14 protein-coding genes are annotated in these 16,604 nt (G+C 56.4%); 6 read left to right on the top strand and 8 right to left on the bottom strand.

The window, feature by feature from the left end; translation table 11 throughout:
- Positions 1-23 precede the first annotated feature (23 nt).
- The 6 genes from ACT3XD_RS08945 to sodC form a co-directional block, all read right to left on the bottom strand.
- A complete protein-coding gene (locus ACT3XD_RS08945) occupies positions 24-1,787 on the bottom strand; it encodes an ABC transporter permease subunit (protein WP_192539133.1) in 1,764 nt (587 codons plus the stop codon).
- A gap of 13 nt (positions 1,788-1,800) precedes the next feature.
- Entirely contained in the window at positions 1,801-3,339 is a 1,539-nt protein-coding gene (locus ACT3XD_RS08940) for an ABC transporter substrate-binding protein (protein ID WP_192539132.1), read from the bottom strand.
- Between the two features lie 122 nt (positions 3,340-3,461).
- The gene (locus tag ACT3XD_RS08935) at positions 3,462-4,373 is read right to left on the bottom strand and encodes an ABC transporter ATP-binding protein (RefSeq protein ID WP_192539131.1); all 912 of its coding nucleotides are present in this window, start codon (positions 4,371-4,373) and stop codon (positions 3,462-3,464) included.
- Positions 4,374-5,204, bottom strand: a complete 831-nt coding sequence (locus ACT3XD_RS08930) for an ATP-binding cassette domain-containing protein (protein ID WP_192539130.1) — start codon at positions 5,202-5,204, stop codon at positions 4,374-4,376.
- Positions 5,205-5,411: 207 nt separating this feature from the next.
- Positions 5,412-6,878 carry a carbon starvation CstA family protein gene (locus tag ACT3XD_RS08925; protein ID WP_192539129.1) on the bottom strand — a complete coding sequence of 489 codons (1,467 nt, stop codon included), beginning with the start codon at positions 6,876-6,878 and terminating at the stop codon, positions 5,412-5,414.
- Between the two features lie 264 nt (positions 6,879-7,142).
- A complete protein-coding gene (sodC, locus tag ACT3XD_RS08920) occupies positions 7,143-7,676 on the bottom strand; it encodes a superoxide dismutase family protein (RefSeq protein ID WP_192539128.1) in 534 nt (177 codons plus the stop codon).
- 194 nt (positions 7,677-7,870) lie between these two features.
- On the opposite strand from sodC, the gene ACT3XD_RS08915 reads away from it, so the two are divergent.
- From ACT3XD_RS08915 to ACT3XD_RS08895, 5 genes are all read left to right on the top strand, one after another.
- Positions 7,871-8,644 (top strand): pseudouridine synthase, encoded by a 774-nt coding sequence (locus tag ACT3XD_RS08915; protein ID WP_018918207.1) that lies wholly within the window; start codon positions 7,871-7,873, stop codon positions 8,642-8,644.
- Between the two features lie 15 nt (positions 8,645-8,659).
- Positions 8,660-9,583 carry a tRNA cyclic N6-threonylcarbamoyladenosine(37) synthase TcdA gene (gene tcdA, locus ACT3XD_RS08910; RefSeq protein WP_225736260.1) on the top strand — a complete coding sequence of 308 codons (924 nt, stop codon included), beginning with the start codon at positions 8,660-8,662 and terminating at the stop codon, positions 9,581-9,583.
- The gene (locus tag ACT3XD_RS08905) at positions 9,580-9,798 is read left to right on the top strand and encodes a DUF1653 domain-containing protein (RefSeq protein ID WP_192539127.1); all 219 of its coding nucleotides are present in this window, start codon (positions 9,580-9,582) and stop codon (positions 9,796-9,798) included. The genes tcdA and ACT3XD_RS08905 overlap by 4 nt, the downstream gene beginning before the upstream one ends.
- A gap of 131 nt (positions 9,799-9,929) precedes the next feature.
- Positions 9,930-10,838 (top strand): MBL fold metallo-hydrolase, encoded by a 909-nt coding sequence (locus ACT3XD_RS08900; protein ID WP_192539126.1) that lies wholly within the window; start codon positions 9,930-9,932, stop codon positions 10,836-10,838.
- 88 nt (positions 10,839-10,926) lie between these two features.
- On the top strand, positions 10,927-12,927 hold the full coding sequence (locus tag ACT3XD_RS08895) for a RecQ family ATP-dependent DNA helicase (protein WP_192539125.1): 2,001 nt from the start codon (positions 10,927-10,929) through the stop codon (positions 12,925-12,927).
- Here the strand turns inward: ACT3XD_RS08895 and ACT3XD_RS08890 are convergent.
- Positions 12,908-14,023: a metallophosphoesterase gene (locus tag ACT3XD_RS08890; RefSeq protein WP_192539124.1), complete on the bottom strand. Its 1,116-nt coding sequence runs from the start codon at positions 14,021-14,023 to the stop codon at positions 12,908-12,910. The two genes, ACT3XD_RS08895 and ACT3XD_RS08890, sit on opposite strands and share 20 nt — an antisense overlap.
- 336 nt (positions 14,024-14,359) lie before the next feature.
- Entirely contained in the window at positions 14,360-14,932 is a 573-nt protein-coding gene (locus ACT3XD_RS08885) for a DUF2946 domain-containing protein (RefSeq protein WP_192539123.1), read from the bottom strand.
- A 272-nt stretch (positions 14,933-15,204) separates the two neighbouring features.
- On the opposite strand from ACT3XD_RS08885, the gene ACT3XD_RS08880 reads away from it, so the two are divergent.
- Complete coding sequence (locus tag ACT3XD_RS08880; protein WP_318782774.1) at positions 15,205-16,599, top strand: PepSY-associated TM helix domain-containing protein; 1,395 nt, start codon at positions 15,205-15,207, stop codon at positions 16,597-16,599.
- The last annotated feature ends 5 nt before the right edge of the window (positions 16,600-16,604 follow it).

Below are 16,604 nucleotides of genomic sequence, written 5' to 3'. Positions count from 1 at the left end.
CCTGAAACCTGTGGCGAAGTGATCTAGCGAAGTGATTTCCTGACACCGACAATGCTTGAAAGCGATACGGCGAGGATAGAAAGCAGAATCAGCGCCAGCGCAGGGATCAGCACCGCCCAGGGCGCTCGCTCTATATACGGCATGCCTTCCGCCAGGATTAATCCCCACTCAGGTGAGGGAGGGCGTGGGCCTAGGCCCAGAAACCCCAGTGCAGCAAGGGCAAGGGCCACGCCCGGTAAGCGCAGCATGGCGTGGCGGAACACCGGGCCCAGAACGGCCGGCAGAACATACCGGCTCATCAAGCGAAAATGCCCGACACCTAAAATAGGCGTAATCCGCACGTGGGGCTGAGCTTTGACTTCTGCTACCAGCGCCGCCGTGTGTGCCGCCAATGGTGCCCAGGCAACGGCAGTGACGGCAATAATGGCGCCGCCGGCGCTAGGCCCCGCCAAACCCGCCACAATAAGCCCCGCAATAGTGGGCGGAGTGGCCTTGGTGATTTCAATCGGGCCGGTTGCAAACCTTGGCGCCAGCCCAATGAGAAGCCCGAGCAGCAGCGACAAACAGACAACCACTACGGCCATGCCCATGGTGGAAAGTGCTCCGTGGGCAACGCGTGCCAGAATATCGTGCCCGGTGCCGTCCGCGCCTAAAGGCAGCGCCCAGCTTGGCGGCTCAAGACGCATAAATGCCGAGCTGAACGGGTCGCGGGTAATACCGGTAACTACCAGCACGCACAGCAGAGTAATAGCCACCGCAGGTACTGCCCACGCGCCTCGCTGGGCGTGATGCTCGCTATGTGCCACCGGTAGCGCGCCAAGGCGAAATGCACGACCCAGCAGCAGCGCGCGGGCAATATTGGCCAAGCTGCCCAGCATAATCGCAATCACCAGCAGAATAAGGATCCCGGTTTGCAGTGCCGGCAAGTCCTGTGCTGAAGCCGCCCCGAGGGTTGCCCGGCCAAGCCCTGGAATGGAAAACACTTGCTCGACGGCAATCGCGCCGCCGGTCAAGGCCACCATCACCATACCTACCTGGGGCATCAGGCTGGGCAGGGTTCGCCTTAATGCTGCCAACGTAATCCGGCTGCGTGAAAATCCCGCCACGCTCCAGGTTGCCACCCAGCGCTCGGTAAACGTAACCGCCAGGCCATCACTAAACAGCCTGCCCAATAACCCCCCTGCCGGTAAACCCAGCGCAAAAGCGGGCAGTACTACATAGCTTAAACCTCGCCAGCCGTAAGGCGGTAGCCAGTTAAGCCAGGCGGCAAAAATGACCAGCAGCACAGACGCAAGCAAAAATTCAGGCAGGGCGGTCAACGTCGCACCCATTGCGCCGGATGAGCGGCGTACCCGGCCGTTAAGGCCTCGGTGAACCACCGGCACGCAGATAAGGATGGCCGTGATGACCGCTACCAGCATGCCAAACGCCATCAAGGTGATCGATACCTGCGCGCTTTTCAACATACCAGGCAGGACGGGCGCGCCGGAGATCCAGGAGTTGCCCGCATCGCCATGCATCAACCCCATCAGCCAGCTTTGCAGCTTTTCAAACGGACCAAGCTCCAGGCCAAGCTGGGCGCGAATGGCGGCCAGGGCTTCGGGCGTGGCTTCCTGTTCGGCCGAGCGCGCCCGCAAAATGCTCAGCGCCGGATCCCGCCCTGAGAGCCACGGCAAGAGCCCAACCAAAACCACCACTCCTCCAAGCGTTACCAACCGTGAGACCAGCGGGATAAAAGGCTCGAGGCGCAGGCGGCGCCAAAGGCGCCGCGGTGTCGCGATAGTCATACGTGGTGTGCCCTTAGGACTCGCTATCAATATCGAGTGTGGTTTTTTCCGTGATTAGCGTACGCTCGCGCGGGTCGCGTTCGGCATTGGCAACGCGTGCCGACTCGCCCTGAATAACGCGCTCATGCAGCATGGGAATCGCTGCATCGGTGCGCAAAATAGCCGCTTCTACATCGATAATAGCCTGGCGTCGCGCATCCCCTGTGGGTAGCTCGGAGGCAGTTGCTAGCGCTTCATCCACAGCAGAGTCGCATAGCTGAGCGATATTAAACGAGCCTGCGCAGGCGAAGTCGCTAAACATATAGGCAACCGGGTCGCCAGAGTCGAGTACCGTCGCTCGGGAGAGAATAAACGCATCGAATTCACCTGCCAGCGCATCAGCTTCAATATGAGCGTACTCACGCACTTCCTGGCTAACGTTAAAGCCCGCGCGGGTTAGCTGCTGTTCGAGTAGAACGGCGACTTCGGGAAGCTCAGCGCGGTCGGTAAAGGTGGCTAGGGTGATCTCAGCACCGTTCGGCTCGGCGGGCGCGGCGCGATTCTCGATCGGTTGGCGGATGCCGTTTGCCCAGGCAAGTGCCGGGCCAAGCAAGCCCTCGGCAATATCGGCACGACCTTCGTAGACGGTGTTTACAATTGACGGGCGGTCAATCGCTTCACGAATCGCTGCGCGCAGGGCTGGGTCGGCCAGCGGGCCAGTCTGAGTATTGAGGTACAGCGTATTGGTGCGCGGCATTGGCACTTCGTGTACACGCTCAGGATCAAGAAGGGCGACTTGGGAGACTGGAATGGCCTCAACCACATCAGCCACACCGGTTCTTAAGGAGGCTGCTCGTGCGGTACCATCGGGCACATAGTCGGCATCAATACCGGCCACCGCCGCAGGTTCGCCCCAGTAATCGTCAAAGCGGTCAAGCTTGGCGCTGGTGGTGCCGTTGATCTCTGTTAAGACGAACGGGCCGGTGCCCGCTTCGATAGGGTTGACCCGACCATCATCGCCATACGCCTTGGCGGCTAAAATCGCCAGCTGCGGGCTGGAAAGGCGGTTAGGGATCAGCGGGTCGTCTTTTTCTGTACGCACAATCACCGCGTTATCGCCATCGGCTTCGATGGTCATATTGACCCCATCTAGAATACGCGGCTTGGGCGTTGCCTGAGTTGCCGCCTTGAGAGAGTTCACCACGTCTCCCGCCGTTAGCGCTGTACCATCATGGAACACGACGCCATCGCGAATCACAAACCGCCAGGTTTTCGAATCAAGCTGTTCCCACTCGGTCGCCAGAAACGGCTGAGGGTCGCTGTTGGCATCGAGTCGAATCAAGGTTTCAGCATTGCTCCATCGCGAAAGCTTGAAGGCATCGTCAGACAGCGGCGTTAACCCAGAGCGCGGTGGCTGAAGCATGGCCACGTTAATACGCGTGCCAACTTCGGATGAGTTGGTGTCGCGCTGTTCTTCAAAACAACCGGCAAGCAGCAACGGGGCAGCTAGGGCAATTGGAAGAGAAAGGCGCAGGGAGAGGCGTGGGGAATGGCGTCGTGGGTGGCGGAACATCGAAAAATCTCCTAGGGGAAAGTGATTAACAGGCAAGCGATTGCCCAGGCGCGGTAGGACAATACCTAAGCGCTTCACTGGGCGAAGGGGGTGAAAAGTGCCTGGCGGTTGATCGTGAACGTTTATAAAAGCGTGTCTACCTCAGCGGCGTTGCAGTCCGGATAAGCACAGGTAGGCAGTTGGGAGACGGCGTTAATTAAATCCCGCGTGACCGTATGGCGAGGGTTACGCCATAGCTCAGCAGTGGGGCGGTCTTCGACGATATTGCCGTTATCCATCACCAGCGTGCGCTGGCATAGCTTGGCGACCACTGATAAGTCATGCGACACCATCAAAAGCCCGGTGCCATTCTCATCACACAGCTTTCTGAGTACGTTGATTACCTGGGTGCGAACCGGCAAGTCGAGACCGCTGAGCGGCTCATCGGCCAATAAATAGCGCGGGCGGGTGGCAATGGCACGCGCAATAGCCACCCGCTGTGCCTGGCCGCCGGAAAGCTCATGAGGCTTGCGATCCAAAAAACACGCATCCAGGCCAACGTTCTCTAACGCTTCGCAAGCCCGCTCAACCGGGTCGCAATCTACCTTGAGGCGAATCAGCGGCTCGGCGACCAGGGCGCGAACGCTCATTCGTGGGTCCAGCGAGGAAGCCGGGTCCTGAGGGATGTACTGAACCGCTTGGCGGTACCAGCGGAGCTTGGCTGTCGAAGCAGGGCGCACATCTTTCTGTTCACAGGTAATCGAGCCGCTATCCGGCGCTTCAATCGCTAAAAGCGAGCGCAACAGGGTAGTTTTACCCGAGCCTGATAAGCCCACTAACCCCACGCGTTCGCCAGGATAAAGCGTGAGATCAATATCGTTCATTACCTGCTTGCGCTCGCCTGCACGCCAAAACACCTCGCGGGGTAGCGAGACGCTCTTGTTGAGTCCGCGTGCCGAGAGGAAAGCGGCTTTTCCGCTCACCACTGCCAGGCTATTAGAAATGGGTCGGCCATTAAAAACGGATCGGCTATTAAAGGGGATCGCGCGCTGCATCTAGGCACTCTTTAGGTAGTCAACGGGCATTGGCTCGGCAGCATTGGTTAGTTCTGTGGGCTGTACGCTGTGTGCGGCAGCCACCAGCTCTTGGGTGAAACGATGCTGGGGAGTAGTAATCAGGGTGTCCAGCGCGCCGCTTTCAATCATCACGCCACGTTCAATAATCACGGCCCGCTGGCAGAGCTGCGCTGCCGCGTGAAGGTCGTGGGTAATAAACAGCAACGCGGTGTTCGAGGTGCCTGTATGTTCACGCAAGGCGCGTAATACCTGGGCCTGAGTGACCACGTCCAACGCGGTGGTGGGCTCATCAGCGACCATCAAGGCGGTTTTACAGGCCATCGCCAGCGCAATGCAGACACGCTGGCGTTGCCCGCCGGAAAGCTCCGCCGGAGTTCGCCTTATCAATCGTTGGCAATCATCCAGGACCATGGCTTCAAGTAGAGCCATGGCAGCCTGGTCGGCGGCCTTGCGTGATAAACCATGGTGGCGCGAAAACGGCTCGCGTAGCTGAGAGCCTACCGTGACCAGGGGATTGAGCGCCGCGAGAGAATCTTGAAAGACCATCGACACCCGGGCATCGTTTCGGCGTCGTGCGGCGGGCGTTCGAATGACTTCGCGTCCCTGAATACGAATGCTGCCTTGCACCTGGGCATTGGGGGGTAAAAGCCCCAGCACCGCTTTAGCGGTGAACGATTTACCCGACCCGGACGCGCCTAGCAGGCAAACGCGCTCGTCAGGCAGCACGTCGAAAGAAAGGCCGTCGACAACCGTTTGTCGGCCGATTTTTATGCGCAGGTCACGCACGGATAAAACAGGATCGCTGCACATTGATAACATCGCTTACGGCGCCACTAAATCGTTAATAATCGTTATGATATAACGTTTTTTGGCGGGGCGGCAATATGCACGTAAGCAAAACGAACAGCGACATAAAAGGGGAATTAACGCGCGGCAATCAACAGGCATAAAAAAAGCGCTGAAAAATCAGCGCTTAATTAATTCCTTGGCAGTGTCTACTGTCAGGTGGAGGACGCCTTATTTAGACGAAAAAGCTAACACTTCGTCATCGGTAAAGTTAGCGGCAGCCTCATCAACTTTAAAGGTCGCACGGCTTAAGCGGCGTACGCGTTTCATAAACAGCGCAATACACACCAGCGTGCCGAGTGCAGCGGCGGCGTAGCTCCACTGAAGCGGAAGCCCAAATCCAATCGGCGCGTAGGCGATATAGGTAAAGGTGGCCATGGTCATAAACACCGCGGGAATCGATGTGATCAGGTAAGGCTTACGCGAAAGCACTAGATACATTGTCGCGACCCATAGCGCAATCACGGCTGTAGTCTGGTTCGCCCAGGAGAAGTAGCGCCACAGCAGGGTGAAGTCCATATGGGTCAGAATGTACGACATCGCAAATAGCGGAAGGGCAATTAACAGACGCTTAATAATCGGGCGTTGGTCAATTTTCAGATAGTCGGCAATAATCATGCGTGCGCTACGAAATGCGGTGTCGCCCGAGGTGATCGGTAGCACGATAACACCCAATACTGCCAGTGTACCGCCGACAGCGCCCAGCATGGTGGTGGCAACTTCGTTAACCACGGCAGCAGGGCCGCCAGCTGCCAGCACCGCAGAAAGGTTTTGGTCACCATGGAACAGGCTCATCGCGGCCGCGGCCCAGATCATGGCGATAACGCCTTCGGTGATCATCATGCCGTAAAAGATTTTGCGCCCGTTAGTTTCGTTCTCAGTGGTGCGCGAAATAATCGGTGTTTGCGTGGCGTGAAAACCCGAAAGCGCACCGCAGGAAATGGTCAAGAACAGCAGTGGGAAGATAGGGGCGCCTTCCGGATGCATATTCTGGAACGAAAGCTCAGGAATCGGGGCGCCGGTAACCACCAGACCAATGCCGATACCGGCAGCGCTGAACAGCAACAGCGCCCCGAAATAGGGGTAGATGCGGCCAATCACTTTATCAATAGGCAGCAGCGTGGCAATCAAGTAGTAGGCAAAAATCGCCAGAATAATCAGAGTAAGGGAGATCGGCGTCATGTTGTTTAACAGCGCTGCCGGCGAGGTAACAAACACTGTACCCACCAACAGCAGCAGCAAAATGGCAAAACCGTTCACCACATGCTTCATGGCCTTACCCAAAAACTTACCGGCTAATTGGGGCAAGTGAGCGCCGTGGTTACGAATCGAGATCATACCGGTCAGGTAGTCGTGCACCGCGCCTGCAAAAATGCAGCCGATCACGATCCACACAAACGCTATCGGACCATACAGAGCACCCAGGATTGGCCCGAAGATAGGCCCGACACCTGCAATATTAAGTAATTGAATTAATGAGTTACGCGTGGTGTTCATCGGTACGTAATCGATGTTATCCCGCATGCTAAACGCGGGTGTCTGACGCTTTCTATTAGTTACAAAAACGCGTTCGACAAATTTGCCATACGTAAAATAGCCCACGATCAGCAGCAGGATCGATACAATAAATGTAATCATTTAGGGCACCAAAGTGGTCAGAAGGATGGAGTTAACGTGACAGGTAGGTTCTGGCATACGCTGGCAGAGCCTTATTTAGCCTTGCAGAATGTACAGAGTCATAAACCGATGCGCTGCTAGACTTTAGTGGGCTATAAGTACCCTATCGTTAATCCAAAAAAACGAGCAGCCCATTGGCTGCCCGCTGATACACCACTTAATGACGCCGCTATTGATCAAGCGCTATGACAGAACCCTCAGGATTCTACTATTACGACTCAACTATTATGACTCCACGACGCCACAGGCCATACGACCGCCGCCACCGCCCAGGTGGGGCTCGTCGGAATAGGTGTCGCCACCTTCATGAATCATTAACGCCCGGCCCGGCATGTCTTCCATGCTCAAACGCGGCGCGAGGACGGGTAGGTTAGCTTCGCCATCTTCATTTACGGTTAAGACGGGTAAATCACCCAGGTGACCGTCGCCATAAGGGCCTTGGTGCGTGCCGGTTTCTTCCGGATCATAGTGGCCACCGGCTGCTTGTGCCGCGGTCATTTCGCCTTCATCGTTTTCAGCCGGTTCACAGCTGGCATTCTGGTGAACGTGAAAACCATAGACACCGGGTTCCAGGCCACTTAGCGAGGGTGTGAGCAGTAAGCCATGGTCGGTGGTTTCCAGCGATACGCTACCGATTGACTCTTCAACGCCATCGGTGCTCACCTTGTGCATATCGACCTCAAGGGTCTCATTGGCATGAGCCGCTGATGCCAGCAGTAATGAAGCCGCGATACCGGTTAGTGTGGTTGCAAGACGCATGTGCACTTCTCCTTTCCTGTTCCATGGAAACGCTATGTAAGCGCTGTTATTCAAGGTAGCTGTCTCAAAGCGAGTCCGCCAATCCCGCTTTTGATAAACTGCCCTGCCGATTGGCTGGATAATAAGCGGGCAGTTGATGACATCTGTCGGCCAAGCCGCGACAATAGCGGCTCGTTTTTGCCCCAGGACGCGCTATGTTGCCCCTCAGAATCCTCTACCAGGATGAGCACCTTGTTGTGGTGCATAAGCCCTCCGGGCTTTTGGTACACCGCTCGGCGCTGGCGCGTGGGGAAACCCAGTTTTTACTACAGCAGCTGCGCGACCAGTTAGGGCAGCGCGTTTATCCTGTGCACCGGTTGGATAGACCCACGTCAGGCGCCATTGTGTTTGCGCTGTCTTCAACCGTTGCAGGGCTTTTAAGCGAAGCGTTTAGTGAACGGCATGTCGAGAAGGGCTACCTGGCGGTCGTGCGCGGCAAGGCGCCCGAGCAGGACCGGCTGGATTACCCGCTGCGCGAAGAGGACGGCACGCGGCCCAAGGCAGAAATGCCGGCGATGCCCGCCATGACCGATATTCGCCGCCTGGATAGCGTCGAGCTCCCCGTTCAGGTAGACCGCTATCCGGTTGCGCGCTATTCCCTGGTAGAAGCGAAACCGCTGACCGGGCGGCGGCATCAAATTCGCCGTCATCTATCGCGGCGCGGCTACCCGATTATTGGCGATGCCAAGCACGGCAAAAGTATCCACAACCGGTTTTTTGCTGAAAAGCTGAGCGCGCCACGGCTGTTATTGGCCGCCACCTATCTGGCGTTTGACCATCCGGTGCTGGCCAATCGGATACAGGTGAGCTGTGCACTCGATGACACTATGACCACCTTGTTTCATCATTTGGGTTGGGCGGGGCACCTGCCGCTGGATAGCGTTCGTACGCCGCCGCTAAGCGCGCCATCAGCCTTACCAATGCCTTAAAAGATTGAGTTTGCTATGTCTTCTACGCCTCCGGTTAATTCCGCTGCAACACCAGATGTTGACCCGGCCTCTGCCGGTTCAACCGCTATTAGCTCAGTTGCGAACGACTCTGTCTCTGGAAGCCCAGCTTCGCAGGATTATGAATTTCGCTTTGGCGGCATTCGGCGCCTTTATGGGCAGCGCGCGGCCACCGCGTTTCGTCATGCTCATGTAGTGGTGGTCGGTGTCGGCGGGGTAGGTAGCTGGGCAGTTGAGTCGCTGGCGCGCTCGGGTATCGGCAAGCTCACGTTGATTGATCTGGACGATGTGTGTGTGTCCAACGTTAACCGCCAGCTGCACGCTCTGGACGGCACTATCGGCCAACCCAAGGTAGACGTGCTGGCCGAACGCTGCCGCCTGATCGCGCCGGAAATCGACATCGTCGCCGACACGGCGTTTGTCACGCCCACTAACCTGGCCGAGCGCATTCCCGATGACGCCGATCATGTGGTGGACGCCATCGACAGCGTTATCGCCAAGGCCGCGCTGATCGCCTGGTGCAAGCGGCGCAAGATCCCGATTACCGTGACCGGTGCCGCCGGTGGTCAGACCGACCCTACGCGTATTCAGGTGGCCGATTTAACCCGTACCGAACACGACCCGCTGTTATCCAAAGTGCGCTCGCGCCTGCGCCGGGATTACAACTTCTCGCGTAATCCCAAGCGGCGCTTCTCGGTCGAGTGCGTCTACTCCGATGAGCAGCTGGTGTATCCCGGCAGCGACGGTGAAGTGTGCCTGCAAAAGCCCGGCAGCGGCAATGCCACCCGCCTGGACTGCGCCTCGGGCTTCGGCGCGGCTACCTTCGTCACCGGCACGTTTGGCTTTGTAGCGGCCTCCAAAGTGCTCGAACGCCTGGCCAAAAAAGCCAATCAGCCAGCCACTCAAAAGGAAAGCCAATGACCGCCCCCATTCCCGGTATTTATCGCCACTATAAAGGCGCACTTTACGAAGTGCTCGGCACCGCCCAGCACAGCGAAACCGAAGAACCGCTAGTGGTCTACCGCGCCCTTTATGGGGAGTACGGGCTGTGGGTGCGTCCGCTTGAAATGTTTACCGAGACTGTCACTAAAGAAGGCCACACTCAGCCGCGCTTTGCGCTGGTAAAGGCGTTTTAATCGACGCTTTACTGCAAACATTCGTGCAGCCACCCATAGCCCTTATATTCTTTATACGGCTATGGTTATAACCCTGTTGGCCTAAGTGGTAGGCTATTGCACTATCACTTATTGATCCGTCAGGAGACAGCATGAAGACGTTTGCGCGTTCAGCAAGTACGGGTGAGGGGATGCCTGTGGTGGCAGGCTTTTTTGATCCGCGTACGTTTAGCGTTCAATACATCGTCAGTGACCCTGTTTCGCGAGCATGCGCGATTATCGACCCGGTGCTGGATTTCGACGAGAAGTCCGGCGCCACCGCCACCCATCATGCCGACGAACTGCTTGCCTATGTGGCAAAGCACGATCTGAAGGTAGAGTGGATTCTGGATACCCATCCGCATGCGGATCACTTCTCTGCCGCGCAGTATCTGAAAGACAAAACTGGCGCACCCACCGCGATTGGCGAGCACATTACGAAAGTACAGGCGCTGTGGAAGGAGATTTACCACTGGCCAGACATGCCCGCTGATGGCCGTCAGTGGGATAGGCTGTTTGCGGCAGGCGATACGTTCAATATTGGGGAGTTAAGCGCCAAAGTATTGCATTCCCCAGGCCATACGTTGGCCTCAATTACCTATGTAATAGGCGATACGGCGTTTGTGCATGACACTCTGTTTCAGCCGGATTTCGGCACCGCGCGGGCTGACTTTCCCGGTGGCGATGCCCAGGCGTTATGGAATTCCATCCAGGCGATTCTTGCGCTGCCAGCGGCTACCCGCCTGTTTACCGGCCACGACTATATGCCGGATGGCCGCGAGCCAAAATGGGAAAGCAGCGTGGCTGAACAGCGGGACACCAATCCGCACTTAGTGGGAAACAGTGCCGCAGATTACATTGCCCTGCGCGAAACGCGCGATAGCGAGCTGCCCATACCGAAACTGATGCTTCACGCGCTGCAGGTCAACACTCAAGGCGGGCGCTTGCCAGAGCCCGAAGCCAACGGCAAGCGCTATCTGAAAATCCCCCTGGATGCCTTGAAAGGGGCGAAGTGGGGCTAGCGTTACTGTCGTACGTCTTTGATTGGTGAAAACGTCCTGAAACCGGTAGCGTGTTAGCTCAGGACGTAACCCCACTTTAGGACGGCGCATGACTTCAACTTCTCCGCGACAGACGCTGCAATCAGTATTCGGTTTCGATGATTTTCGCGGCGGCCAGCAGGCCGTGGTCTCCCGGGTGTTGGAGGGCCACTCCACGGCGGCTATCTTCGCGACCGGTGCGGGGAAGTCGCTGTGTTATCAGCTGCCCGCGCTGCATCTACCGCACTTGACGCTGGTGGTGTCGCCGCTACTGGCGCTGATGCAGGATCAGCTCGCCTTTTTAACCCGCCACGGCGTGGCGGCGGCAAGTATCGATTCCACTCAGGACCGCGATACCGTGCGTGATGTAATGGAGCGCGCCAGAAGCGGCGAGCTGAAAATCCTGATGGTCTCTGTGGAGCGGCTCAAGAACGAGCGTTTCCGGAACTTTCTGCGCCAGGTGAATATTTCGCTGTTAGTGGTCGATGAAGCTCACTGCCTGTCTGAATGGGGGCATAACTTTCGCCCCGACTATCTCAAGTTGCCAGAGTACCAGCGCGAGTTTGCGATCCCTCAGGTATTGCTGCTGACCGCTACGGCCACACCTGCGGTTATTGCTGATATGGGCGAGAAGTTTGCCATTGATCCAAACTATGTGATTACCACGGGCTTCTATCGGCCCAACCTTGAATTGCTGGTGCACCCGGTGATGGGTAACCGCCAGCAACATTTGATCGATTGGCTAAAACCCCAAATGCAGCCGGGCAATGAAGCGCCCAGCATCATATATGTCACCTTGCAGCAAACCGCCGAACAGGTAGCCAATGCCTTGGCTGCCCAGGGAATCAACGCCCAGGCATATCACGCGGGGCTTGATTCAGCCCGCCGGGATGAAATTCAGCGCCAGTTTATGAATGGGGAGTCGCCGTGCATTGTGGCCACCATCGCGTTTGGCATGGGCATCGATAAAGGCAATATTCGCAATGTCGTGCACTTTGATCTGCCCAAATCCATCGAGAATTATAGCCAGGAAATCGGCCGGGCAGGGCGCGATGGCCTGCCTTCCACTTGCTTAACCATGGCAGGGCGCGATGGCTTGCGCGTGCTGGAAAACTTTGTGTACGGCGATACGCCGGAGTACGCGGGCATCGTGCGCCTGCTTGAAGAGATCGCTGCTGCCGGTGCCACGCCAGAACGCCAATGGGAAGTGCTGCTCAATGTGCTGTCGCGCGATACCAATATTCGGCTGCTGCCGTTGAAAACCCTGCTCGTACGCCTGGAAATACACGGCATCATCGCACCACGCTTTGCCTTTCTGGCAGAATACCGGCTGCGCTACCACACTGATTCCGAAGCGCTTGTTGCACGCTTTCAAGGCGAGCGGGCGGCCTTTGTTCGCCTGCTGGTCGATAACATTCCGATTGCCCGCACCTGGGGGAGCGTGGACTTTGAACGGCTACAGTCGGCAGGCCAGGCGCAACACATCGATGCCTCGCGGGCCCGTGTGATCACTGCCCTTGAGTACTTTCAGGATAAGGGCTGGCTGACGCTGGAAGGCAAACGGATGACCGACGTATATGACGTCCGCCAACCGGAACTCAACCTTGAGATGCTGGCGAGCCAGCTGTATGACGAGTGTTTAACGCGAGAGCGGGGCGAGATCGAGCGGCTGCAAGCCATGCTGGCGCTGTTTGAGTCTGATACCTGCCTGACCCGGCGTTTAGCCGAGCACTTTGGCGACACCACGTTAAGTGCCAACGAAGATAGCCGATGCGGGCACTGCTCGGTCTGCTATGGGCATAGCGTTCAGCTACCTGCTGCGCCACCTTTACCGGCACTGGAAGGCACCGATTTTACCCGTTACGCCGCGCCCTTTATCGAACGCCATACGACACAAGTAGGCCAGCCACCCAACAGCCAGCGGCTAGCCCACTTTTTGTGCGGCTTGAGTATGCCGGTGTTTACCCCGCTCAAGGCGCGCAGCCTTGGTGGCTTTGGCGTGTTCGAGCAGCGCGCCTACCCAAAAGTGCGACAGTGGGCCGAGCAGTGCCTTAACCCTGGCGCAGCGTAATACGAGTGAGCTCTGAAGGCTTGCCCAGGCGCAGTGCAAACCCAGGCCAGAGGCCGGTGCCGTTGTTGACGTAAAGCGTCATTCCGTCAACATCGTAAAAGCCCGAGACAAAGCCGTTATTGGCCAAGGCCACAATACGATCAAACCCCCAAATCATGCCGCCGTGGGTGTGGCCGGAAAGCTGCAAATCGACCCCGGCGGCGGCTGCCCTGGCGGCATCAAACGGCTGGTGGTCAAGCAGGATAATTGGTGCGTTGGCGGGGGCGCCAGCGATTGCCTCATCTACATCCGGTGCGGGCCAGCCGGTACGCGGTGCGCGTAAATCGGTGATCCCAGCAAGCACTAAATCGGCGCCGTCTCGCGTGATTACGGCATGCTGGTTAGCCAGCGTCTGCATGCCTAATGATTGGTAGTGCGCCATCCACTGCTCGTAGCCAAAGTAGTATTCGTGATTGCCGGGGCTTGCATAAACGCCATCCGGTGCTGAAAGCGCTTGAAGCGGCGCTACATCCATCCGCCGGGTTTCAAGGTCGCCGTCGATCAGGTCACCGGTAATCACGATCAAATCAGGTGCCAAAGCGTTGGTTTTGGCGACCACGGCTTCAACCCAGGGCGCCTCGAATAGCCGGCTGATATGCAGGTCGGTTAAATGAATAATTTGATAACCCTCAAACTGGGCGGGCAACCCACCAATGGTCACCTCGACTTCCTTCATGGGCGGGACGCGCGCCGCCTGATTGACCGCAAAGGCCGCGACTCCCAGCGCGAATACCCCGATGGCGTAACGTAGAAAGGCAGGAATTGCGATTCGTCGTCTCTTTACCGCCATCAAGAGAACCGCCATCAAGTCAACGACGAGCTGTAACACGGCCAGAAAAAGCATGGTGCCGAACAGCCAATTAATGGCCATCACCATACTTCTGGGAACCTCGGGAGAAAACATGCTGCCGAAGGCCAGATACGTCAGCAAGTGGTGCTGTGAGATGAGCAGGAGTAAGGCGCTGAGTGCAATCTTGAACCAGAGAGGCCAGCGGAGCGGCGCCAGGTAGCGGGCGATAACAATCAGGCAGGGTATGGCAACGACGAAGTGAAACATCAATGGCGCTCGCGTAAAGGGATGGGCGTAGTTATATAGATAAAAGGCTACATTAGCTATTCGGTAAAAATTTTGTGGTTGCTTGCACCGACGCTACGTCCTGGCTCTAAGTACTGGCTCTAAGTACTGGCTTCCTGGTGGCACTCGGATGCCGACCCTGGGTCGTGGCTGCCTTATTTTGTTGGATCGTCTTAACCCTAGAATGGGATGGTAGTGATAATTTAAGCGGAAGGTGATCAATAAAGAAAAACTATTATTACTGATCTTAATAAACAATAGTGAAAATAATTTGGTCGTTTATTTAAATAGTTAAAAGCGCACTAAAGCCGAGCCTTGTTATGCTTTAAAAAAGCTTAACAGCCCTATTTCTTTTTTACTGTTTCGCGTTACTATCAACACTGCTCGCGTATAATGTTTTAAGCAGCCATAGATAAAAGAGGGCGGCCCGCGGGTTAATGCATGCGGGTAGTTATACTGAAAAAGCGCCCCAGCTTTAGGCGCAAGAAACTCACTACCAAGTGCCAAAAAAGCGCCACTGGCAATGGCAGGTAACGCGATTGAAAGCGACGGGCTGTGTTGCCACAGTTCACAGTAGCCGCACTGATTGTGCCAATCCGATAAGGCGTTTGACGGGGATAGGCCAATAGCCTTAACCAGCGGACGCTCGGCTTGGTGGGCTACAGGATGCCCGGCATGCTCATCGGCAGAGTGGCCATAATGTTCGTCGCTAGCCGGGTGCCCATGGCTGTGGGCATGCTGAATATGAGTATGACCATGGTGGCCGTGGGCGTTATGACTGGCCTGCAACTGAGAAATGAGCGGGCCCGCAAATAACAGACACATGGCTACCCACGCCATCGCTAACGTAAAGCGGTAGTAGAGTAAGCGTGCTGAGCGAGACAGCGCCATCCAATCCAGCCCTCAGGGCATTAATAAGTGGCGTTATTGTAGCAGTCCTGTGGGTGGCCGCTATTACATTATGAAATAAATGATTGGCTGGTTTATAAGTCTACAAGTGCTGAATCTTATGCGACATAGCACCACATACTTTAAGCCCGGCGTTTGAAAAAAGCTGTTTAACGTGCTGCTTATAGTTATTTAGGCAGATTTTAAATGGCTAAGAATTTTGCACACTGTGTATTTATAGAAACCTGCTCTAAACCCTTAGGGAAAGTTAAAAGATGTTAAAGAAAGAATCCCACCCAGCACCGCCTAGGCGAAGTGGAAAAATTCTCTTTGCACTATTAATGCGAATGCACTTCTACGTAGGCTTACTGATAGGACCTTTTATACTGGTAGCGGCCTTGACCGGCATCGTATACGTGTTAACACCTTCGGTAGAAACATGGCTTTACCGTGATGCGTTAACCGCGACTACGCCGGGCACCGCGCAGCCACTGGCTCGGCAAATTGAGACCGCCCAACTAGCTGCCGGGCAAGATACACTACCGGCAGCAGTTCGCCCCGCGCCGGATGCGTACAGCACCACACGGGTCATGTTTGCCGACTCAGCGCTTGGCCCTTCTGAGCATCGGGCTATTTTTGTTGACCCGGCAACGCTTGAAGTGAAAGGCGATATGACGGTTTACGGCACCAGCGGCATATTGCCTTTTCGTACCGCCATTGATCAATTTCATCGAAGCCTGCTGCTAGGCGATACGGGACGACTTTACAGCGAGCTGGCCGCCTCGTGGCTATGGATTATTGCCCTGCTGGGGCTAATGCTGTGGATCGCGCGCCGTAAAGCGCTGAGCGGTCAAAGCCCGCGCATGAAACCCAGGCGCCACCACGCCACCGTGGGTGCGCTGGCACTTGTCGGACTGCTGTTCTTTTCAGCCACCGGGCTTACCTGGTCGCAGTGGGCTGGAGGCAATATCGGCGAGCTAAGGCAAGCCTGGGGATGGGGTACGCCGAGTGTATCTACTGTGCTCCAGGCGCCTGACAATTCGGCGAGTGATAACTCTCATGCCCATCACGATACGCATGCCGACCACGGCGTGAGTAGTGCCCCCGAAGTGGGTGAGTACGCAAGCTCTGAAGGGTTTGATCAGGCGCTGTCGGTGGCTAGAGGTGCCGGGTTAATGGCGGATAGGATTCAGATAGAGCCACCTGCCAGTGAAGGCCGAGCATGGCGTGTAGCTGAAATTGATCGCCGCTGGCCAACCCAGGTAGATCAGGTCGCCCTGAACCCCGGCGATATGCAGATTCTCGATCAAACGGATTTTTCTACCTTCCCTCTGGCGGCAAAGCTGACCCGTTGGGGCATCGATTTACACATGGGTGTCCTCTTTGGGCTGATCAATCAACTGGTGTTGGCTCTGTTTGCCGCCGCCCTGGTTTTCCTGATTGTGTGGGGTTATCGGATGTGGTGGCAGCGCATCAAAAGCACCACGGTTAACCAGGCGCAGACCATGACGGCACTGTTTATCATGTTGCCCCTATCCACTCAGCTGGGCTTGATTGCCATTATGGTGGGGCTAGGATTCGCCTTGCCGGTACTGGGCGGCAGCCTGATCGTCATTGCAATAATTGATACGCTACGCTGGTTGATCTCGAAGAAAGCTCAAAAGGTCTAGGCACA

The sequence above is a fragment of the Halomonas sp. AOP7-B1-5 genome (assembly GCF_052353045.1).
Classification (GTDB): Bacteria; Pseudomonadota; Gammaproteobacteria; order Pseudomonadales; family Halomonadaceae; genus Vreelandella; species Vreelandella colorata.
The sequence above is the reverse complement of the archived record's forward strand: the minus strand, read 5'-3'. Positions and strand labels throughout refer to the sequence as shown.